The organism is Luteimonas pelagia (assembly GCF_054776035.1).
Window position 1 is genome coordinate 298,353 of sequence record NZ_BAAHCG010000001.1, and the last position, 21,693, is coordinate 320,045.

Genomic DNA, 21,693 nt, shown 5'->3' on the forward strand with positions numbered 1-21,693 from the left:
ATTGGCGAAACCGTTGCTCTTCGCGGGATGTCCCGCAGGGTGAGTGGCGGGGCACTCCGGTGCGGGACCGTTGGCGACATGGATGTCGCCATCGAGCCTCCATGGGTGAGGCAGCGCGCTTGCGAGGCACTGCCTCGTGCGCTGCCGAACGCCCGCCGCCTGCGGTGGCGGGCCGGACCCGCGCAGCGGGGATTCACGGCGTGTCCCGCACCGGAGTGCCCCGCCGCTCGCCCTGGCCCGCGAACGCGCCCCCACCACCGTCCGGTACCCTGCGCGGGATGGAAGAGAACAGCCACCCCACCCTCACGCCCAGCCAGCTGAACACCCTGGCGCGGAACCTGCTCGAGGATGCCTTCCCGACGGTGTGGGTCGAGGGCGAACTGGGCGGGATCGCGCGGCCGGCGTCGGGGCACCTGTACTTCGCGCTGAAGGACGAGCGCGCCCAGGTGCGCTGCGCGATGTTCCGGCCCAAGAGCACCTGGCTGAAGTTCGTCCCCCGCGAGGGCATGCGGGTGCTGGCCCGGGGACGACTGACGCTGTACGAGGCCCGTGGCGAGTACCAGCTCGTGCTCGACCACATGGAGGAGGCCGGCGAAGGCGCCCTGCGGCGCGCGTTCGAGGCCATGAAGGCCCGGCTGCAGGCCGAGGGCCTGTTCGACGAGGCGCGCAAGCGCCCCCTGCCCCCGTGGATCCGGCGCCTGGGCGTGGTGACCTCGCCCACCGGCGCGGCGGTGCGCGACGTGCTCAGCGTGCTGGGCCGGCGCTGCCCGTTGCTCGAGGTCGAGGTCCTCCCGGTGCAGGTGCAGGGCGAGACGGCCGCGGCGCAGATCGTGGACATGCTGCGGCGCGCCGATGCCAGCGGACGCTACGACGTGCTGCTGGTCGCCCGCGGCGGCGGGTCGCTCGAGGACCTGTGGGCGTTCAACGACGAGCAACTGGCGCGGACGATCGCCGCGCTGGACACGCCCGTGGTGTCGGCGGTCGGACACGAGACCGACTTCAGCCTGTCGGACTTCGCCGCCGACCTGCGTGCGCCCACGCCCTCCGTGGCGGCGGAACTGCTGGTGCCGCACCGCGACGACCTGGCCCGGCGCCTGTCGACGCTGGACGCGCAACTGCTGCGGCAGGTGCGCGTGCACCTGCGCCAGGCGATGCAGGGGGCCGATCGCGCGGCGCTGCGGCTGGCCGCGCAGCGTCCGCGGGCGCGGCTGGAACTGCTGGCGCGCCGTCGCGACGAGGCACGTCGACGGCTGGCGACCGCCCTCAAACAGACGTTCCAACGGCACCGCGCGCGCCTCGATGCCGCCGGCGCCATCCTGCGCGCCGAGGCGCCGGCGCGTCGCATCGCGCGGATGCGCGAGCGACTCGCGCCACTGGCCACCCGGCCGGGCACGGCGATCGCCCACCGGCTCCGGGGCGACGCCCTGCGGCTGCGTGGCCTGGCCCGTTCGCTCGAAGCGGTCAGCCCGCTGGCGACCGTGGCGCGCGGCTACGCGATCCTGCAGCACCCCGATGGCCGCGTCTTGCGCCGCACGGGCGACGCCGCGCCCGGCGACCGGTTGCGCGCGCGCCTGGCGGACGGGCACCTGCCGTTGCGCGTGGAGCACGGCGACGCCGCGTAACGCGCCCCCCGATCACAGGACACCCCCATGTAGGAGCGCGCCTACGCGCGCGCTGGTTCCGGAGACGGGAAGACATGGATTCCGGCATCCGCCGGAATGACGACGCGGGCGCCGAAGTTGCGCGGGGAAAGCCATCCCGCCTGTAGAGGCTCCTACAGGGGCGATGTCGCGGCGGTCCGCAGCGCGGCGCGGGTGGGTTCGGCACGTACGGTTAACCGGGGGGACGCGATCCTGCCGACCTGCCGCCGAGGGCGGACGCCTTTCCACGGAGGACCGATGGCCAGCAAACGCACGTCCCTGCACGCGTCGTATCCCTACTACATCGCCAACCGCCCGGTCGCCGCGAACACGGACCTGGAAGTGCGCGACAAGTACACCGGCAAGGTGGCGACGCGCGTGGCGATGGGCGATGCGGCCGCCGTGCGCAAGGCGATCGCGGCGGCGCACGGGGCACGACGGGCGATGGCCGCCCTGCCCGCCCATGCCCGGCGCGACGTGCTTGAACACTGCGCCGAGCGCTTCGATGCCCGGCGCGACGAACTTGCCATGGCGCTGTGCATCGAGGCCGGCAAGCCGATCAAGGACGCGAAGGGCGAGGTTGGCCGGCTGGTCGACACCTTCCGCATCGCGGCCGGCGAGGCCACGCGCATCGGCGGCGAGGTGCTGGAACTGCAGATCGCCGAGCGCACCGAAGGCTATCGCGGCATGACCAGGCGCGTGCCGATCGGCGCGTGCAGTTTCATCACCCCGTTCAACTTCCCGCTCAACCTGGTCGCCCACAAGGTCGCGCCGGCGATAGCGGCCGGCTGTCCCTTCGTGCTCAAGCCGGCCGCGAAGACCCCGGTGGGCGCGCTGATCATCGGCGAGGTGCTGGCGGAAACCGACCTGCCGAAGGGCGCGTTCTCGATCCTGCCCTGTTCGAACGAGGACGCCGCCGCGCTGGTCGAGGACGAGCGCATCGCGCTGCTGAGCTTCACGGGCGGGCTGGTCGGCTGGGAGCTGAAGGCCCGGGCCGGCCGCAAGAAGGTCGTGCTGGAACTGGGCGGCAACGCGGCGTGCATCGTCGACGCGGACCCGGGCCGGCCGCTCGACGAGGTGGTCGACCGGCTGGTGACGGGCGCCTATTACCAGTCCGGCCAGAGCTGCATCAGCGTGCAGCGGATCCTGGTGCACGCCGAGGTGCATGACACGCTGCGCAGGAAACTGAAGGCCGCCGTGGGCAAGCTGGCGATGGGTGACCCGCGCAAGCCGGCCACGTTCATCGGCCCGATGATCGACGAGGCCGCCGCCGAGCGCCTGGAGGCCTGGATCGGGGACGCCCGCCGCGCCGGGGCGAAGAAGCTGGCGGGCGGCGAACGCAAGGGCAACCTGCTGCCGGCCTGGCTGCTCGAGGACGTCCCGCGCACGCTCGAGCTGTACCGCAAGGAAGCCTTCGGCCCGGTCGCGCTGCTCGAGACGTTCGACGACTTCGACGCCGCGCTCGACACCGTCAACGACAGCGACTTCGGCCTGCAGGCGGGCGTGTTCACCGGCTCGCTCGCCCATGCGATGCGCGCCTGGGACCGGTTGGAGGTGGGCGGCGTCGTCGTGGGCGACGTGCCGAGCTTCCGGGTGGACAACATGCCCTACGGCGGCGTGAAGCAGTCGGGGCTGGGGCGCGAGGGCGTCCGCTGCGCGATCGAGGACATGACCGAGCCTCGCCTGCTGGTGATCCGCGACTGACGCGCGGCGAATCCGTCAGGGCGCGGCGGGACGCCCGAACAGGTAGCCCTGCCCGTACACGCAGCCCAGCTCCAGCAGGGCCTCGGCCTGCGCGGGCTGCTCGATGCCCTCGCCGATCGTTTCGATGTTCAGCGTGTTGGCCAGCGCGAGGATCGCGCGGATGACCGCCAGGCTCTCGGGCTGCGACTTGCCGGCCAGCCCGGCGACGAAGCTCTGGTCGATCTTCAGCGTCTCGATCGGGAACCGGTGCAGGTAGGAAAGCGCCGAGAAGCCGGTGCCGAAGTCGTCGAGCTGCGCCACCACCCCCGCGTCCCGAAGCGTGCGCATGGTGCGCAGCGCGCGGGGCGCGTCGTCGAGCAGGGCCACCTCGGTGATCTCGATGCGCAGTCGCGCGGGGTCCGCCCCCTTCTCGTCGAGCAACCCGAGCAGGCGCCGCGAGAAATCCTCCGCGCGGAAGTGCCGTGGCGAGACGTTGACCGAGATGTAGCCCTCGGTCGTGCGCGCCAGCCGGTCGGCCGCCTGCGCGTAGAGCAGCCAGTCGACCTGCTCGATCAGGCCTGAGTCCTCGCCCAGGCCGATGAATTCGGCGGGAAGCAGCAGGCCGCGGCGGTCGTGGCGCCAGCGCAGCAGGGCCTCGTGGCCCGCGACCTTGCCGTCGGCCAGGCGCACGATCGGCTGGTAGTGCGCCTCGAAGGCGTCGAAGTTGATGGCGCGGCGCAGGTCCGCTTCCAGGTCGAGGAGCTGCATCGCCTCCTCGCGCATCAGCTCGTCGAACACCGCCGAGCGGTCGCGGCCCGCGGCCTTGGCCTTGTACATCGCCGCATCCGCGTCGCGGACCAGTTCCTCGCCGTTGCGGTACCGCGGGTGCCACATCGCGATGCCGATGCTCGCCGACGGGAAGATCTCGCGGCCCGCCACCAGCATCGGCGCGCCGATGTTGGCCAGCAGGCGCTCGGCGAGTTCGCGCGCCGCGGCAAGCCCGTCGAGGTCCTGCACCAGGATCGCGAACTCGTCGCCCCCCAGGCGCGCGACGACGTCGCTCTCGCGCATGCATTCGACGATGCGCCGTCCCGCCTCGACCAGCAGTTCGTCGCCCGCGGCGTGGCCCACGCTGTCGTTGACCAGCTTGAAGCGGTCCAGATCCAGGAACAGCACCGCGAACAGCGAGCCGTCGCGACGCGCGGTGGCGATCGCCCCGTCGAGCCGCGCGAGCAGCTGGGACCGGTTCGGCAGCCCGGTCAGGGCATCGTGCTCCGCCTGGTGCGTCAGCCGCTGTTCGGCGCGCAGGCGCTCGACGATCTGCGCACGCAGCTCGACGTTGGCCTCTGCCAGCTCCCGGGTGCGGGAGGCCACGCGCTGCTCGAGCTGGACGTGCGCCGCGCGCAACCGGTCCTGCGCCTGCTTGCGCGCCAGGCCCGAACCGATGTGGTAGGCGACGAAGGTCAGCAGCTCCTGGTCGCGGTCGGTGAACACCACGTCGGGCGAATAGCTCTGCAGCGCGATGACGCCGACGACCTTGTCCTCGCGCAGCAGCGGCACGCCCAGCCAGCAGTGCGAAAGCGCGCCGTGGCTGCGCAGCGCACCGCGCTGTTCCAGCGCCTCGATCCGGTCGCGGTCGGCGAGCAGCGCCGTGCCGCTCGAGATCACGTATTCGGTCATGCCCTTGCCGATGGCGCGGCTCGCGCGCACCGGGTCGCGCTCGTCGATCGAATACGGGAACTCCAGCCGGCTGCCGTCCTCGCTCAGCAGCGCGATGTAGAAGTTGCGCGCGTACAGCAGTTCCCCGACCACGCCGTGGACCTCGGCGTAGAAGCGCTCGAGCGTCTCGGAGGTGATGGACAGTTCGGCGATGCGGAACAGCGCGCGCTGCAGTCGCTCGCCGCGCTGGCGCTCGACGATTTCCGCCTGCAGCTCGCGGTTGGCCTGGCGCAGCGCATGGGTGCGGTCCTCGACCCGTCGCTCGAGTTCCTCGCGCGCGCGGTGGCGGTCGAGCGCGGTGAGGATGTGCTGGGCGACGAACGCCAGCAGCGCGCGCTCCTCCTCGCCGTAGCAGTCGCCGCGGTCGTAGCTCTGCACCACGATGCCGCCGCACACCTCGTCGCCCCGCCGCATGGGCACGCCGAGCCAGTCCTGGCTGTCGGGTCCGTGGGCCAGGTCGCGCGGCACGCCCAGCTGTTCGCGGACGTGGGCCGACGAGCCCTGGATGGGATGCCCGAGCTTGAGCATCGCCAGGGTGAGGCTGGTCGGCGCGTCCCTGGCGGCGATCTCGACGTCCGGGTCCGCGACGTAGGGGTCCTGCCGGTCGGCGAAATAGATGAAGCGGAAGGTGTCGCGGTGGGCGTCGTAGAGGACGATGTAGAAGTTCTCGGCGTACATCAGGCCGCCGATGATCGAGTGGATCCGCTGGAGCATCGTCTGCAGGTCCAGCGACGACCCGGCGAGGTCGGCGATCTCGAACAGCGCCTGCTGCAGGCGCTCGGACTTCTCCAGCACCCCGATGCGCGCCTGGGCGCGCTGGAGTTCCAGGTTCGCGTCAACCGCCTGCCGCGCGAGCGCGAGCCAGGCCGGCTGCGCGGCGTCGGGCACCGGCGCGGACAACTGCACGGCGAGACCGATCCGCGGCCCCATCGTCGCCTGCCAGGTGTCGTCGAGGCCTTCGCCCGAGGGCGCGACCGCAGTGCCGTTGAGCAGTTCGGTGGCGCGTGCGAAGAGCGCGTCGGGCGCTTCGTGGCGCGCGGAGCAGACCATCTCGCCGCGCGGGTCGCGCCACTGGACGACCACCCGCGAGCCTGGCGGCAGCGAGTCCTCGAGCGAACGCGCGAGCGCGGGGCCCAGGTTGCGCGGTCGACGTGGCGCGTCCTTCTTCAGCTGACCCTGTCCCTGTTCCCGCACCGGCGCCGGTCCCCTGCCCATGGCGGGGAAGCATAGCGCGTCGATCCGGCCCGCGAGGGCGGCGTGACCCCGCCCGCCGGCGCGGCGCGTTTGCCCCGCGCGATGTCCACCGCCACCGCCCCCCGCCCGCCCGGTCCGGCCCGGCGCCGCCCCGCGTCCTGCCGCCCCCCGTCCGGCGCGCGGCCCCGCGCGGCTGCTAGGCTCGCGCCGATGGAGTCCGACCCGCCCGCCCCCGCCGAAACCGCCGCCACGGGCGCGCCCGGCGCGGACGACGCACCGGACGACGCGGCGCTGATGCAGGCCTGGGTGGCCGGCGACGTGGGCGCGTTCGAGCAGCTGTACGGCCGACACCGGGGACCGCTGTACCGCTTCCTCCTGCGCCAGCTGCGCGACGGCGGGCTGGCCGACGAACTGTTCCAGGACATCTGGCAGAAGGTGATCGCCGCACGCGCGCGGTGGGTGCCGGACGCCACGTTCCGGACCTGGCTGTTCACGATCGCGCACAACCGGCTGGCCGACCACTGGCGCGCGGCCAGCCACCGCCCCCCCGCGCCGCGGGACGCCGACCTGCGCACCGAGCGCATCGCCGACGGACGCACGCCCGAGCACGCGGTGTCGGAGTTCGAGCGCCGGCGCTGGCTGCAGCTGGCGCTGGAGGACCTGCCCGACGAGCAGCGCGAGGTGGTCCTGCTGCGGCTGGAACAGGAACTGTCGCTGGAGGAGATCGGCCGGATCACGGGCGTGGGGCGCGAGACGGTCAAGTCGCGCCTGCGCTATGCGATGGACAAGTTGCGTGCGAGGGTGGCGCCATGACCCCGCGCGGCCCCCACGACCGGCTCGATCCCGAGGAGCGCGCGCTCGCCGACGCGCTGGCGCGGACCGGCCCCCATGGCCTGCCGCCGGACGCCCTCGACGCGCGGATCCTGGCCGCGGCGCGCGCGGCGGCCACCCCAATGGCGGCGACGCGCCGGCGCGTGCGCATGCCCGTCGTGCTCGGCATCGCGGCCTCGCTGGTGGTGGCGTTCGTGCTGGTGGTGCAGTTGCGGCCGCTGCTCGATCCGCCGCCGGCGCCCGCGACGGGCATGGATGGCCAGCGCACAGGGGTCGCGGCGGAACCCGCGGCGCCTGTGCCGCGGCGTGCGCTCGAGCGACCGGACGGGACCGCCGCCGCGCAGGCGGGGACCGCGGCCGTGGGCACCGACGAAAAGGGTGAGACCAGGGTGGACATGGTGGCGCCGCCGGTCGACCTCCGGGCGCGCACCACCGAGGCCACGGACCCCGCGCCTGCACCTGCACCGGCAGCGCCCCCTCCGCCGCCGCCAACGGCGCCGAGCGCAGCCGCGACGCCGCAGGCCGCCACCGCGCCCGAGGCATTTCCCGCGCCGGCGCCGGTCGCCGACGCGCCGGATGTCCCGGCGGACAGCGCCGAGCGCAGCGCCCGGCTGTACGAACGGGCCGCCGCGGTCGAGGCCGAAGCCGAGGCGACCGCGACCCAACAGGCCAGCGAACCGATGGCCGCGGCGGATGCCGCCATGGCGCCCCCCGCCGGCGACAGCGATGCCCTGGCCGCACGACGCGACGCCGAACTCGCACGCATCCGGGTCCTGCGCGACGCCGGCGAACTCGCAGCCGCGCGCGCCGCGCTCGCGGCGTGGCGACAGCGCTGGCCGGGGGCCGAGGTGCCCGCGGACCTGCGCGCGCTGGCGGAATGACCCGCCACGTCCTGACCGCGCCGGCCGAACACGAACTCGAGGTCCGGCACAGCCGGTTCCGCGCTCGGGCGGTGCCGCTCGCCGCGGGCGACGACCCGATGGCGCGGCTCGCGGACCTGTCCGACCCGGCCGCGACCCACAACTGCTGGGCCTGGCGCATCGACGACGCCTACCGCTCCAGCGACGACGGCGAACCGGCAGGCACCGCGGGCCGGGCGATCCTCGCCGCCATCGACGGCCAGGGTTTCGACCGGGTGCTGGTGGTGGTAACGCGCTGGTACGGCGGCATCAAGCTCGGCGCGGGCGGCCTCGTGCGGGCCTACGGCGGGGCCGCCGCCGAATGCCTGCGGACCGCCCCGCGCACGCCGATCGTGCCGATGGCGACGCTGTCGCTGGCCTGCCCCTTCGACGCGCTCGGCGCCGTGCACCAGGCGCTGGCCGCGTTCGACGCGGACAAGCTCGAAGAGTCCTTCGACACACGGGGCGCCCGGATCACGTTGCGGCTGCCCGTCGACCACGTCGACGCCTTCCGCGACCAGGTCCGCAACGCCACCCGAGACCAGGCCACCTGGCCCGAGATCCCGTAGGAGCGCCTCTACAGGCGCGAAACCCGCGCCAACCGCGGCGTGCCGCGCCATTCCCGTTGCTTCATTCGCACCGGCGCCGACGACCATCGCGCGCGTAGGCGCGCTCCTACGTGGCATGTCCGAAATGCACCCCACCCCGTAGGAGCGCCTCTACAGGCGCGATCACCGCGCCTCCGCGGCGTGCCACGCCATCGGGTTGCCAGTCGCGCACCGGCGCCGGCGCCAATCGCGCGCGTAGGCGCGCTCCTACGGCGGCGGTGCGTGGCGCGGGGGTGCGCGCGGCGGCCGCGGCCGTCACAATCGCGCCCCTGATGCGCGACGCCACGTCCACCACCGCCCCGGGAACGCCCGCCGACGACACCCCCGTGCCCGCGAAGGCGCCGGTGGCGCGGCTGCGTTCGCTGTGGCCCTTCGTGCGCCGGCATCGTGGGCTCTTCGGGGCGTGGCTGGCGGCGCTGGCCGCCTCGAGCACCGCCACGCTCAGCCTCCCCGTCGCCTTCCGCACCATGATCGACCGCGGGTTCTCGGCGGGTGGCGGCGCGGCGATCGACCAGGCCTTCCTGCTGCTGTTCGCGGTGGCGGTGGCGCTCGCGTTGGCGACGGCCGCGCGCTTCTATTTCGTGTCGCTGCTCGGCGAGCGCGTGGTGGCCGACCTGCGCGAACGGCTGTACGCGCACCTCGTCTCGCTGGACGCGGCGTTCTTCGACACCACGCGCAGCGGCGAACTGGTGTCGCGACTCACCGCCGACGCGGAACTGCTGCGCAGCGTGGTGGCGAGCGCGATGTCGGTGGCGCTGCGCAGCGCGGTGACGTTCCTCGGCAGCATCGCGATGCTGTTCGTGACCAGCCCGCGGCTGGCGGCGTGGGCGCTGGTCGGCATCCCGCTGGCGGTCCTGCCGATCGTACTGGGCGGGCGACGGCTGCAGGGAATCTCCCGACAGAGCCAGGACCGCGTGGCCGACGCGAACGCCGTGGCCGCCGAGGCGCTGGGCGCAGTGCGCACGGTGCAGGCGCACGGGCGCGAGCCGCACGAGCGCCGGCGGTTCGCCGAGGCGCTGCAGGTCGCGGTGGCGACCGCGCGGAAGCGCATTGGTGCACAGGCCGTCGTCACCGCGGTGGCGATCACCCTGGTGTTCGGCGCGATCACCCTGGTGCTGTGGTCCGGCGCGCACGACGTGGTCAGCGGGCGGATGAGCGCAGGCACGCTGGCGCAATTCGTGCTGTACGCGCTGATCGGCGGTGGCTCGGTCGGCGCGCTGGCGGAGGTCTGGAACGAAGTGCAGCGCGCGGCCGGCGGCATGGGCCGGATCGCCGAGCTGCTGCAGGCGCGCCCGGCGATCGCCGCGCCCGACGACGCCAGCCCGCTGCCGCTGCCGGTGCGCGGCGAGGTGCGGCTCGACAACGTGGTCTTCCACTACCCACAGCGCCCGGACCTGCCCGCGCTGGACCACTTCGACCTGCACGTGCGGCCGGGCGAGACGGTGGCGCTGGTCGGCCCCTCCGGCGCCGGCAAGAGCACGGTGCTGTCGCTGCTGCTGCGCTTCCACGACCCGGAGTCGGGCACGGTGTCGGTGGACGGCATCGACGTGCGGCGGCTGGACCCGGCCGAGCTGCGCGCGGCGATCGCGCTGGTGCCGCAGCACCCGACGATCTTCGCCGCCAGCGCCGCGGACAACATCCGCTACGGGCGCCTGGAGGCAACCGACGCCGAGGTCGAGGCCGCCGCGCGCTCGGCCGAGGCGCACGGTTTCATCGACGCCTTGCCGGAACGCTACGCGACCGAATTGGGCGAGCGCGGGGCGCGGTTGTCCGGCGGGCAGCAGCAGCGGGTGGCGATCGCGCGGGCGCTGCTGAAGGACGCGCCGATCCTGCTGCTGGACGAGGCCACCAGCGCGCTGGATGCGCAGAGCGAACGCGCGGTGCAGCATGCGCTGGAGAACCTGATGGCCGGGCGGACGACGCTGGTCATCGCCCACCGGCTGGCCACCGTCTTGAAAGCCGACCGCATCGTGGTGATGGACCGCGGGCGGATCGTGGCGGAAGGCACGCACGACGCGCTGATCGCGCAGGGCGGGCTGTACGCGGAGCTGGCGAAGTTGCAGTTCCTGGATTGAGGGTTCGCGGGCAGGTGACGGGCTCGGGGGGATCGCGCCCCGAGGTGCGCTCCTACAAGGGCGAACGAAAAACGCCCCCTGTAGGAGCGGGGCTTGCACCGCGATGGATTTCCGCGCGTGACGCCATTCGCGCGCGTAGGCGCGCTCCTACAGGGGACAGTTTCTCCGCGATGATCCCGTAGGAGCGCGCCTACGCGCGCGATGCTTCCGACGCCGATGCCAACGGGGGAACGCACCGTTGCCGAAGACGCTTTACTCCGGCAATGCGCGTTCCAGAACCGATGCATCCACCCACACGACGGGCAACGTGCCCAGGGCCTGCCCATGCGCATCCGGCGACAGCCGCGTCGCGCAGAACGCCGGCGCGACCGGACTCCCGGCATCCGTCAGCACGATCCCCTGCAGCACCAGCGCCAGGCGTTCGACCAGCCTGCGCGCCTGGGCTTCCGCGTCTTCGGGTGCAGCGCGCATGGCATCGAGCGCTGATAGCGCCGCGTCGACGCCGCTGTCCAACATCCGGTCCCGTCCACGTGCGCCGCACAGCATCGCGCACAGGCTTTCGCCGACCGCGGGCTCGCGGTCCAGTGCGCGGAGCACGTCCAGGCACTGGATGTTTCCGCTGCCTTCCCAGATCGAGTTGAGCGGCGCCTGGCGGTAGAGGCGCGGCATGCCGCCCTCCTCCACGTACCCTGCCCCGCCCAGGCACTCCTGCGCCTCGTTCACCACCATCGGCGTGCGGCGGCAGACCCAGTACTTGCCGATCGCGGTCGCCACGCGGGCGAAGGCGGCCTCGGCCGGATCGCGGGGTGCGGCGTCGACGGCGCGGGCCACCCGCATCGACAGGGCGAGCGCGGCCTCGGCCTCGATGGCCAGGTCGACCAGCACGTTGCGCATCAGCGGCTGGTCCACGAGCGGCCTGCCGAACGCACGCCGGTGCCGGGCATGGTGCAGCGCCCTTGCCATCGCCATGCGCATGAGCCCGGCCGAACCGAGCATGCAGTCCAGCCGGGTGAGCATGACCATGTCCAGGATGGTCGCCACGCCGCGGCCCTCCTCGCCGATGCGCCACGCGTGCGCCCCGGTGAACTCGACCTCCGAGGACGCGTTCGACGCGTCGCCGAGCTTGTCCTTCAGGCGCACGAGGCGGAATGCGTTCGGCGTGCCGTCGTCGCGGATGCGTGGCATGAGCAGGCAGGTGAGCCCGCCCGGCGCCTGGGCCAGAACGAGGAACGCATCGCTCTGCGGCGCGGAGAAGAACCACTTGTGCCCGACCAGCCGGTAGCCGTCGCCCGCAGCGGTGGCGGTGGTGGTGTTGGCGCGCACGTCGCTGCCGCCCTGCTTCTCGGTCATGCCCATGCCCAGGGTGATGCCGGCCTTGTCGGCGACGGGCACGGGCCGCGGGTCGTAGTGCGGCGCTGCGGCCTTCGCGGCCCAGTCGGCGAACGCGGCCTCCCGCCGCAGCACCGTGACGGCGGCATGGGTCATCGTCAGCGGGCAACTGCTGCCCGGCTCGACCTGGTAGTGCAGGTAGGCGAGCGCGGCGCGGGCGACGTGCCCGCCCGGCGCAGGGTCGGCCCACGACAGCCCGGCGACGCCGTGCCCGATGGCGGTGCGCATCACTTCGTGCCACGCCGGGTTGAATTCGACCCGGTCGATGCGATGCCCGGCCGCATCGTGCGTGCGCAGGCGCGGACGATCGCGGTGCGCCTCGTCGGCCAGCGGCGGCAGGTCCGTGCCGGCGACCCGGCCGTAACCGGCCACGCGTGCCTCGAAGGCCCCGCCCCCCTCGCGGACAAGTGCCTCGCGCAGCGACGCGTCGTCCGCCCACAGGTCGCGCGCGAAGAACGGCGGCGGCTGGTTGTCGACCGCGTGGGTCTCGAACGGGTTCGGCGGCTGCATGGCGATCCGTCGGCGTGGCCCGCCGCCGACTCTACCGCCGGTCAGCGGTCGAGCGGGCTGACCACCCCGTTGGGCCCGCGCCCCAGCACGTGCGTGTAGATCTGGGTGGTGGCGATGTCCTTGTGGCCCAGCAGTTCCTGGATGGTACGGATGTCGGCGCCGTCCTCCAGCAGGTGGGTGGCGAAACTGTGGCGCAGCACGTGCGGCGTGACCGGCTTGCCGATGCCCGCCTCGCGGGCCGCCCGCGAGACCGCCCGCTGCAGGACCTTCTCGTCGATGTGGTGGCGCTTGTGCCGCCCGTCGCGCGGGTCGACGCCGCGGCGGCCCGCCGGGAACAGGTACTGCCACTGGAAACTGCGCGGCGCGTTCGGATACTTGCGCGCCAACCGATGCGGCAGCGACACCTCGCCGTGCCCGGCCTCGAGGTCGCGCGCATGCACCAGGCGGGCCTCCTCGAGCTGGCGCCGCAGCGGCTCGCGCAGGGACGCGGGCAGGACGGTGCGCCGGTCCTTCCCGCCCTTGCCGGAACGCACGAGGATCTCGTTGCGCGCCAGGTCCACGTCCTTGGTGCGGATGCGCAGGCATTCCATCAGGCGCAGGCCGCTGCCGTACATCAGCGCCCCCATCAGCCACTGCCGCCCGGACAGGTGGCGCAGCAACAGCGCGACCTCCGCCTTCGACAGCACCACGGGCAACCGGCGCGTCTTCTTCGCCCGGACGACGTTCTCCATCCACGGCAGCCGGATGCCGAGCACCTCCCGATACAGGAACAGCAGCGCCGCCAGGGCCTGGTTCTGCGTGCTGGGCGACACCTGCCCGCGCGTGGCCAGGCTGGTCAGGAACCCCTCGACCGCCACCCCGTCAAGTTCGCGCGGATGCGTCCCGGGGTTCGCCCGGATATAGCGGCGAATCCAGTACAGGTACGCCTGTTCCGTCCGCAGACTGTAGTGCTTGACCCGCATCCGGTCGCGAACCGCATCGATCAGCCGCAACGGCCGCCCACCCACCGCCCCGTCCACCGACGGGGTGGTTTCGCCGCCATAACGCATATGAGGGTGCCTGTGCCGGGATAAGCCGACATGCTCGGTTCCGGGAACGCCGCCGGGCATCCGGCCAAGGCACTGACCGACGTAGGATTTCCCCGTTTGACCGGGTCACCGCAGGCGGGCAGACTCCGGGCTTATCCTCCCCGTTGGGGTCGAAAAGTAGTTAGACGGCATGGATGCATCATCGCCAATCCGGTATCTGGGCCTGTTAGTCATCGCACTGACTTCGTCCTGCGCTACTGGCCGCACCGAGCCGCAGGATGCGATGTGCGCTCAGATCACCTCGTTTGCCACAGCTACCGCGCCAGGCGAAGTTCGCTCCGTCGTCCTGCGCGGTGGTTGGGGTGGCAATGGGCCGGATACCCTCATGACACATCAATGCAATCATTCCGGGTATCAGCCTGGGATTGCGCTATGCGAGTACCTGCTCCCAAACACGTCATGGGAGTTCGGCGAGCGAAATGCTGAGCGGGTCGCTGCTTGCTTAGAGCCACAGAAGCGAGATTTGTTTATACGCCAACTTGAGGCGAACGAGCTGCCCGCTGAGATCAAATCGCCGCTGTGGCCGCATGGAGACGAGTCCCTTCAGATCACGGCGAGCTTCGAGTTCGTCCCATCAAGATCAGGAGGGCCACCCAACCACTCGATACTCACGTTGTCGGCCGCACGCAGTGTCCATTAGCTTGCCGTCTAACAATTCATTCAAGCGGACGCCACTTCGTGGCGCCGCTCAACTCAATCGTTAGGGCCCAATGAAACTTGCGCTGCTTCTGTTGGTCCTCGCAGCAAGTGGCTGCACTCGCTCGCCAGCACCGCCGGGCGCCGCAGAGTCAGACTCACGTTTTCATGCCGGTTACTACACAGAGGGCTTTGAGACACGCGAATTCCGCTCATTGGCAGCACTGGAAGAGCGGTGGTGGGTTGAGGGATCGCTTCCATGCGCTTTCCTGACCTTGGACCAAGAGCGCCACGCACCTTGGCATCACGTCTACGTTGAGCTGGAAGGCACCGTCTCTCCCGCTGGCCAGTTCGGCCATTTGGGCGCTTACGATCGAGAGATCGCCGTGACTCGGGTCGTGTCTTGCAGGCCACTAAGGGAGGGTGAAACCGTTGAGCCCTAACCAATCGTTCAAGCGGACGCCACTTCGTGGCGCCGCTCAACTCAATCGTTAGGCCCCATGGATGCTCCGTCGAAGCCGCGAGTTTGCTTGATTCTTTACTTGGCGTTTTTAGCCCTTGGCAACGTGGTTGTTTTTGCAGCAATGCCGCCACATCGCATCTGGATGGCCGCATCCCTTGTGACGCTCCTCGCAGCCATGTACGGGCTCGACCGCCGCGAGAATCGGCTCCTGCTGGGCGCAGCCTACGTACTGCTTGCCCTCATAGGCGCAGCAATTGGCGTTTTGTATTGGGACGGGAGCAAAATAAGCGAGGACGGGCTCTTTTGGCTCTTGGCTACACTTCCGATCTTTGCCATCACCCTCATCCGCATTGGGGGTAGTCGAGTTAGATGAGGCCTAACCAATCGTTCAAGCGGACGCCACTTCGTGGCGCCGCTCAACTCAATCGTTAGGGCCCATGTGGAAGATCTTCGCAGCCTTGGCATTCGGCATTAGTGGGTGCGCGGCCGACCCGGCAACGGCGCCGGTGGACGTCGCACCGCGTACCGAGCCCTGTTCGTCGGATGTGATAGATCCGGCCAGGGTCTCGTTGGCCGCGCTACTTGCAGAGCCGAAACGCTTTGAGGGCCAACCCGTCGCGGTAATCGGTTTCCTTCACCGCTCCTTCGAGCATTCGGCCATCTATTTACATCGCGAGGACTACGCACAGGGCATCGCGCCCAACGGCCTATGGGTGACGGGCGCTACTATTCCTGACGCGTTGAATGATCGCTACGCCCGCCTCGAGGGGATCTTCACAGCAACTGAGAGGGGACACCTCAGTCAGTGGTCCGGCACACTCTGCAATATCGGGCGTGCGACTCCATGGGGGCGAGATGAGCCCTAACAATTCGTTCAAGCGGACGCCGCTTCGCGGCGCCGCTCAACTCAACCGTTAGGGCTCACATGAGGCTTTGGAAGCAACTTGTCGGTGCAGAAGCGGTTGCGATGGGCTGGCTTATAGTCGTAGCCGGCCTCATGGCCGCCTTCGGCGCGCTGGGCGCGGTTCACTCTCCCGGAATGATTGGCCCTGCCGGTTCCGCTCACATTGGTTTCCTCGGCACATTTCTCTTTGGTCTCTTGCCGGTCACGCTGTACGGAGCGCCGGTGTATGTCTGGCTCTCGCGAACGGGCCGGGCGAACTGGGTCTCTGTGTCGGCAGTTGCTCTAGTACCTGCTGCTCTCCTATTGCTAGTCCAGCTTGAGCTAGGGTTGTTTTCAATTTTATGTGGCCCTCCAGTTGCCTGGCTTACCCATCTGGTGTGCCGCGGGTGGGTGAGCCCTAACAATTCATTCAAGCCGAACCCGCTTCGCGGGTCGGCTTAATTCAGGCGTTAGGCGCCACACACAGATGGCTCGCTTTCGCATTGTCGTCGTCGGTACTGGGATGAGCGTCCCGCCTGACGGCATCGCCGGCTTCGTTACAACTCGATTCGTAACTGCGTCTTCTCCGGAGCTCGCCGCTCAAGAGGCGCTGCGTCTGGTTGAGGCCACAGCAGCCGCGGAGCCTGCATTCCAATCTTCGCCGCCGCCAGTCCTGTCGGTAGACCTGGTGTCGCGTGTGTGGAGCCCTTTCAAGCGTTCTCCGAACTCCGGCTACAGTTTCTTCGGACCGGAGGATGGTCCAGACTCAGTCTTGGACATTGAGCGGGCGGTGGGCTCGGGCTGGTGGTGAGCCGGGTGGCGCCTAACAGTTCGTTCAAGGGGATGCCGCTTCGCGGCACCCCTTAACTCAGGCGTTAGGCACCATGGAACCAGCACTATCGCAGGTCTACGAAGCAGTCCTCCGCCTTGAGGAATTGGCAGGCGTTCGTCTGTCATTCCGCGACGACCTGCGCGAGGGAGCCAGTGACGGTTGCAAGCACTACGCCGCGGATTTGAAGGACTTCAATCGCTTGGTTTCGGATGCTTCATCCCAGCCCTTGGATCTAGGGCAGACTCTCGCACTGCTCGGTAAAATCCGTCTACTCTCCCTTGCACTTGAGGACGAGTTTCGTGGAGTCAGTGACGCTATCCAGAAGGCCGCTTCCGAGGTTACTCGCCATGGCGCCTAACAATTCATTCAAGCCGACGCCGCTTCGCGGCGCGGCTTAATTCAGGCGTTAAACCCCAGTCCAAATGACGGTGCACACGAAGGCGTATCTAGTTCGGCTAGGGCTTTTCATGGCCTCGATCGTAGTCGTTGCGTGGCCGCTGCACTTGGCACGGCCGCAGATCGGAGAGATCGCGTATCTTGCTGGTGCCCTTGCCGTTCTTGGACCTTTCTTCCTTCTTGGCAGATGGATCACCAAGCGGATGATCGCTTCTCATCTGGGACGCGGACGATGACCGAGTTCGATTCGCTGTGGTCTAACTATTCGTTCAAGCGGACGCCACTTCGTGGCGCCGCTCAACTCAATCGTTAGACTGATGGGAACCTATATGGCACAGATTATTAGAGCATTTCTTTTTGCGGCTGCGCTCATGCTGCCTGGGCTCGCATTCGCCACGGCTCAGTCGCCAGACGTCATTCTCATTCACGGCGAGGAGCATGCCCTAAACACGAATCCTCTAGCCACTGAGCTGAAGCGACTTAACTGGGACCCGCCAGAAGACATTGTCATCTCGTCGGCCAACTGGCGAGGCTACATCGCAAGCTGGGAAGTGAAGGATGAACAGCTTCGCTTGACAGATGTAACTATCCGTCTCCACGGAGCTGACCGTGGCGACTACATCAAGAAGAGCATCCTTGGGGAGCTGTACCCTTCGGCATCAAATGGAGTGATCGCGGATTGGTACAGTGGTGCCCTTATAGTTCCGCAGGGTGAAATTACCGGTTACGTGCACATGGGTTACGGCTCATCGTACGAGAGCTATCAGGTCCTTCGCATAGAATCTGGTCGTGTTGTCGAGCACGTGATCCTTTCCGACGATGAATTCGTCCAGTACAAGGACAAGAAGTTCAACGAATTCTCTGCCACCGAAGAGTTCAAAGTGCAGTTTGAAGAACTCCGCAACGATGCCGACGGAATGACAGAAGAGGAGGTGTTGGATTTCATGAAGAGCTTCTTTGCTGAGCGTTACCTATCACTTTGAGCATCAGCCTAACAACGCGTTCAAGCCGACACCGCATCGGGGCGCGGCTAAACTTAGGTGTTAGGGCGCTCAGGCAACAATGATTCTCTCGTCCCTTGACTTCATGCACGCAGTGTTCGCCAAAGCGAACGCTGACGGCTTTGAGCGTCCTGGCTGGACGGGCACGTTCATGGTTGGCATGTATATGTTCCCGCCAAGTGCTTTCGCCTTTGGTAACTTAGGCTTTGCCAACTCGCAGCTGGACGCCGTGTTCTCACTCGTGCCATGTATGTCTGCGGCGTGGGTGTACTCCCGGGTACGCGCTCAGAAGCTTAGGACGTGGTTCGAACTATTACCGGATCCACAGCCGGTAACGATGCGACTCGTTGCGGTGCTATTCGTGCTAGGAGGGATTCTTTCAGCGTTCCTCCTGTCCGAGAAGTCAGCTTTGTTGGCTGGCGCCATCCTTCTAGCAGTTGCGGCAATTCCGTGGCCGCGCCTCGTGGGCGTGCGGCTCGCGCCCTAACAATTCGTTCAAGCCGACGCCGCTTCACGGCGCGGCTTAGCTCAAAAGTTAGGCTCCTCGGAGGCGATGTCGCAGATGAAGGTTCGATACGTCTACCCTCTGCTGTTTCTGGTCCCGAGCGCGGTGCTCGGTCTCATCGTGACGGCTGTGACCGTTGCGGCCGGCACGGGCATTTTGTGGATCTATGTCTTCGGGGATGACCCGTGGCCCGCTTCGGCAGGGGCAACGCTGTTTTTCATGGCCACCCTGGCGGGCCTTGGGGTACTCGCAGTTCTCCTGCAATCCGCATACCGCTTCGGCATGGCTCGAGAGGGCGATGGCGGGTTGCGAAGGGGACACGTCCTTCTGGCGCTCGGGCTGTCGGTGGGTCTACCGTTTCTCGTCGTCTTGCACCAATGGCGTGTGGGCAACCTCGGCGGGATATCGCTGCCGCCCGACAAATCGTCCGAGCCAACAACCTTTCACGGCGCGGCGTGATGCGCGCGAGGACAAAGGAAGGGGCCATGAAGTTCGTCTGGATTCTGGTCGGCGTCGTCTGCCTGATCGCCCTGGGGTCGCTGGTTGCCTGCCCGCACGACATCCACGGCTCGCACACGTGTTCTTCCGCTGCGCAGGCGGGTCGCGCCTTGGGCTTCTACGTGCTTGCGCCAGGGCTCTGGGTCGGCTCGGTCATGTCGGATGTCGTGACGACCGACCCGCATGCGGGGGCATCATTCCCGGCATACGTCCTTGGCGTCGTTCTCTGGCTCGCATTGGTCTTCTGCGCCCTCCGCTTCATCGCCGGAGCGCTTGCCCGCGCGAGGCACCGATGAGGGCCCGTAAGGCGTCATCGCCTGACCTCGACCGCCCCCCAACCCAATCGATAACCCCTTGACGATCTGGATGTTCCACTTTGCAGGTGTCGCGCTTGCCACACTCGTGATTGCCCTCGCGTACCGCCTCTCGAGGTCGCCTATCCGGTCGTTGGCCGTCCTCCTGCTCATCGCGGCACTCATCTACGTCGGTTTCGCGATTTCCGCGGGCGCGGGCGCAGCCGGCGTGTTGCGCGAGCTCGTCGGCGTGGCCCTGTACGGCGCGCTCGCGTGGGCCGGGGTCCGGTTGTCCGCATGGTGGCTGGCAGCAGGCTGGGCGCTGCATGTCGCGTGGGACATCGGCCTGCACCTGCTGGGTCCGGCGGCCGGCACGGCGCCCCAGTGGTACGCCCATCTATGCCTTTCGTTCGACCTCGCTGTCGCCGGCTGGCTGGCATTCCAGCTCCTGCGGCGGCGACGCTATTCGGAGTGCCTTCGGTGAACCTCAACCAGGTCACGCTTCCGGCCGTCGACATCGCCGCGTCCGTCGCCTTCTACGCGCGGATGGGCTTCACCCTGATCGTGCGGTCGCCCCACTACGCGCGGTTCGAGTGCCCGGAGGGCGATGCCACGTTCTCGGTACACCTCGTCGATGAACCCCAGGAAGACACCGGCGTCGTCGTTTACTTCGAGTGCGCCGACCTGGACCAGCGGGTCGCCGCGTTGCAGGCGCAGGGGATCGCGTTCGACCAACCGCCGACCGATGAGCGCTGGCTCTGGCGCGAGGCGCGGCTCCGGGACCCGGCGGGCAACGTGCTCTGCCTGTACCACGCCGGCGTGAATCGCACACACCCACCCTGGCGGGTGCCGGACGCGCGCTGAGGACTGCACCGCGCTCGATGGCCATCCTGGCCGTGCTCGCCTGCATGCCCGGGCTGCCTTAGGCTTGCCCTCCAGCCATCAGGGACGGACACCATGCACAGGGACAGGGCCGATGCGATCGCCGAGGCGATCGCCCACCCCGACACGGAGGCACGGGCCGCGCTGCACGCGCGACGCGAACAGGAGGCACGATCCCTGGCCGAGCGCCGCAGGGTCGCCGTCCTCGTGCTGGTCGGTTTCACGATCGGCGCGCTGGCCGCCTGGGCCACGGGCGAGCGCTTCACCCGGGGCGGCCTGTTGGGGGCGATTGCCGCCGGCGCCCTCGGATGGCTGTGGATCGCGCTGGTCGACCGCCGGCGCCGCGGCGCATGAAGCTCACCGACGGCGAGATCCGCCACTTCCGAAACGTGCTGTGGGGCGTGCGCTTCTGGCGCTGGTTCCGCTGGGTCCTGCTGGCCGTGCTGGCCTACACCGCCGTCGCGCACTTCGCCGGCTGGAAGCCGTTCGCCCGGCCGGACTGGCTGGCGGCGGGCGCGGTGTACCTGCTGGTCGCGTGGCCGGGGCTGTGCCGCACCTATGTCTTCCACACGCTGCATCGGCTGGTGTCCGAAGACCCCGAGGCCCGGGCGCAGCTTGCCGCCGCAGGCGTCACGGCGTTGGGGACCGCGTCGGAAGAGCGCGCCTGACCGGGTCGCGGCCGCAGACCATCTTGCGGTCGCGGATCACCCTCCGGTTCGCCTATGCTCGACGGCCGCCCGGCCAGGAGCTGCCCCATGGAACTCGGTGCCTTCTCCGTCAGCCTCGCGGTCAAGGACCTGCAGGCTTCGCGCGACTTCTACGAGAAGCTCGGCTTCACCGCGATGGGCGGCGATGCCGCGCAGGGCTGGCTGATCCTGAGGAACGGGACGACCGTGATCGGCCTGTTCCAGGGCATGTTCGAGAAGAACATCCTCACCTTCAATCCGGGCTGGGACCAGGGCGCGAACGCCGTGCCGCGCTTCACCGACGTGCGCGAGATCCAGGCCGCGCTCGACGCCGCGGGGGTCGAGATCACCACCCGCGCTGACGCCGAGGGCACCGGCCCGGCGCACCTGGTCCTGTCCGACCCCGACGGCAACGTCGTCATGCTCGACCAGCACGTCCCCCGCCCCGCCTGACGCCCTGCCCGTCCCCAGCCATGCGCATCGAAGTCGACGACCTCACCCGCCCCGAAGTCCACGCCCTCCTCGCCGAGCACCTGCAGGGCATGCTCGCCCTCTCCCCCGCCGAAAGCGTGCATGCCCTCGACCTCGACGGGCTGAGGGGCCCCGGCATGACGTTCTGGACCGCATGGGACGAAGACGGGCTGGCCGGCTGCGGCGCGCTGAAGGAGCTGGCGCGCGACCATGGCGAGATCAAGTCGATGCGGACCCCCGCCGGGCGCAGGCGCCAGGGTGCCGGACGGCGCATCCTCGACCACATCCTCGACGAGGCGCGCCGCCGGGGCTACGCGCGCCTGAGCCTGGAGACCGGCACCGCCGAGGCGTTCAAGCCGGCGCATCGCCTCTACGAAAGCGCGGGCTTTTCCTCCTGCGGCCCGTTCGGGCCGTATGGCGAGGACCCGCACAGCCGATTCATGACACGCACCCTCGGCCCCGGGGACTAAGCTGCGCGATCGTCGCCACGGGCGCGGCCGCCGCAGGGAGC

The 21,693-nt window shown here is 69.4% G+C and carries 18 protein-coding genes; 15 read left to right on the forward strand and 3 right to left on the reverse strand.

The features are described 5' to 3' along the window. Nucleotides 1-278 precede the first annotated feature (278 nt). Nucleotides 279-1,622, forward strand: a complete 1,344-nt coding sequence (gene xseA, locus ACYU7H_RS01420; RefSeq protein ID WP_460811890.1) for an exodeoxyribonuclease VII large subunit — start codon at nucleotides 279-281, stop codon at nucleotides 1,620-1,622. Nucleotides 1,623-1,898: 276 nt separating this feature from the next. Next, nucleotides 1,899-3,344 carry an aldehyde dehydrogenase family protein gene (locus ACYU7H_RS01425; protein ID WP_460811892.1) on the forward strand — a complete coding sequence of 482 codons (1,446 nt, stop codon included), beginning with the start codon at nucleotides 1,899-1,901 and terminating at the stop codon, nucleotides 3,342-3,344. Nucleotides 3,345-3,359: 15 nt separating this feature from the next. Here the strand turns inward: ACYU7H_RS01425 and ACYU7H_RS01430 are convergent, their stop codons facing one another. Then, entirely contained in the window at nucleotides 3,360-6,257 is a 2,898-nt protein-coding gene (locus ACYU7H_RS01430) for an EAL domain-containing protein (RefSeq protein WP_460811894.1), read from the reverse strand. Nucleotides 6,258-6,446: 189 nt separating this feature from the next. On the opposite strand from ACYU7H_RS01430, the gene ACYU7H_RS01435 reads away from it, so the two are divergent. The 4 genes from ACYU7H_RS01435 to ACYU7H_RS01450 all read left to right on the forward strand — a co-directional run bounded on the left by ACYU7H_RS01435 (nucleotide 6,447) and on the right by ACYU7H_RS01450 (nucleotide 10,649). Next, on the forward strand, nucleotides 6,447-7,049 hold the full coding sequence (locus ACYU7H_RS01435; protein WP_460811896.1) for an RNA polymerase sigma factor: 603 nt from the start codon (nucleotides 6,447-6,449) through the stop codon (nucleotides 7,047-7,049). Further along, nucleotides 7,046-7,948, forward strand: a complete 903-nt coding sequence (locus tag ACYU7H_RS01440) for a hypothetical protein (protein WP_460811898.1) — start codon at nucleotides 7,046-7,048, stop codon at nucleotides 7,946-7,948. The genes ACYU7H_RS01435 and ACYU7H_RS01440 overlap by 4 nt, the downstream gene beginning before the upstream one ends. Beyond that, nucleotides 7,945-8,535, forward strand: coding sequence for an IMPACT family protein (locus ACYU7H_RS01445; RefSeq protein ID WP_460811900.1), 591 nt, complete (start codon nucleotides 7,945-7,947; stop codon nucleotides 8,533-8,535). The genes ACYU7H_RS01440 and ACYU7H_RS01445 overlap by 4 nt, the downstream gene beginning before the upstream one ends. A 311-nt stretch (nucleotides 8,536-8,846) precedes the next feature. Next, entirely contained in the window at nucleotides 8,847-10,649 is a 1,803-nt protein-coding gene (locus ACYU7H_RS01450) for an ABC transporter transmembrane domain-containing protein (RefSeq protein ID WP_460811901.1), read from the forward strand. 252 nt (nucleotides 10,650-10,901) lie between these two features. On the opposite strand, the gene ACYU7H_RS01455 is transcribed toward ACYU7H_RS01450, so the two are convergent. After that, entirely contained in the window at nucleotides 10,902-12,548 is a 1,647-nt protein-coding gene (locus ACYU7H_RS01455; protein ID WP_460811903.1) for an acyl-CoA dehydrogenase family protein, read from the reverse strand. A gap of 41 nt (nucleotides 12,549-12,589) precedes the next feature. Further along, the gene (locus ACYU7H_RS01460; RefSeq protein ID WP_460811904.1) at nucleotides 12,590-13,597 is read right to left on the reverse strand and encodes an integron integrase; all 1,008 of its coding nucleotides are present in this window, start codon (nucleotides 13,595-13,597) and stop codon (nucleotides 12,590-12,592) included. A 3,536-nt stretch (nucleotides 13,598-17,133) separates the two neighbouring features. Between ACYU7H_RS01460 and ACYU7H_RS01465 the strand changes: the two genes are divergently transcribed. From ACYU7H_RS01465 to ACYU7H_RS01505, 9 genes are all read left to right on the forward strand, one after another. Then, nucleotides 17,134-17,829: a hypothetical protein gene (locus ACYU7H_RS01465; RefSeq protein WP_460811905.1), complete on the forward strand. Its 696-nt coding sequence runs from the start codon at nucleotides 17,134-17,136 to the stop codon at nucleotides 17,827-17,829. Nucleotides 17,830-18,400: 571 nt separating this feature from the next. Further along, nucleotides 18,401-18,811 (forward strand): hypothetical protein, encoded by a 411-nt coding sequence (locus ACYU7H_RS01470; RefSeq protein ID WP_460811907.1) that lies wholly within the window; start codon nucleotides 18,401-18,403, stop codon nucleotides 18,809-18,811. Nucleotides 18,812-18,837: 26 nt separating this feature from the next. Further along, nucleotides 18,838-19,146 carry a hypothetical protein gene (locus ACYU7H_RS01475; protein ID WP_460811909.1) on the forward strand — a complete coding sequence of 103 codons (309 nt, stop codon included), beginning with the start codon at nucleotides 18,838-18,840 and terminating at the stop codon, nucleotides 19,144-19,146. Nucleotides 19,147-19,204: 58 nt separating this feature from the next. Next, a complete protein-coding gene (locus tag ACYU7H_RS01480; RefSeq protein ID WP_460811910.1) occupies nucleotides 19,205-19,627 on the forward strand; it encodes a DUF6010 family protein in 423 nt (140 codons plus the stop codon). After that, the gene (locus ACYU7H_RS01485; RefSeq protein WP_460811912.1) at nucleotides 19,624-20,007 is read left to right on the forward strand and encodes a VOC family protein; all 384 of its coding nucleotides are present in this window, start codon (nucleotides 19,624-19,626) and stop codon (nucleotides 20,005-20,007) included. The genes ACYU7H_RS01480 and ACYU7H_RS01485 overlap by 4 nt, the downstream gene beginning before the upstream one ends. 93 nt (nucleotides 20,008-20,100) lie before the next feature. Further along, entirely contained in the window at nucleotides 20,101-20,379 is a 279-nt protein-coding gene (locus ACYU7H_RS01490; protein ID WP_460811913.1) for a hypothetical protein, read from the forward strand. Beyond that, a complete protein-coding gene (locus ACYU7H_RS01495) occupies nucleotides 20,376-20,693 on the forward strand; it encodes a hypothetical protein (RefSeq protein ID WP_460811915.1) in 318 nt (105 codons plus the stop codon). The genes ACYU7H_RS01490 and ACYU7H_RS01495 overlap by 4 nt, the downstream gene beginning before the upstream one ends. A gap of 87 nt (nucleotides 20,694-20,780) precedes the next feature. Beyond that, nucleotides 20,781-21,164 (forward strand): VOC family protein, encoded by a 384-nt coding sequence (locus tag ACYU7H_RS01500; RefSeq protein WP_460811916.1) that lies wholly within the window; start codon nucleotides 20,781-20,783, stop codon nucleotides 21,162-21,164. A 20-nt stretch (nucleotides 21,165-21,184) separates the two neighbouring features. Next, nucleotides 21,185-21,652 (forward strand): GNAT family N-acetyltransferase, encoded by a 468-nt coding sequence (locus ACYU7H_RS01505; RefSeq protein WP_460811918.1) that lies wholly within the window; start codon nucleotides 21,185-21,187, stop codon nucleotides 21,650-21,652. Nucleotides 21,653-21,693 lie beyond the last annotated feature (41 nt).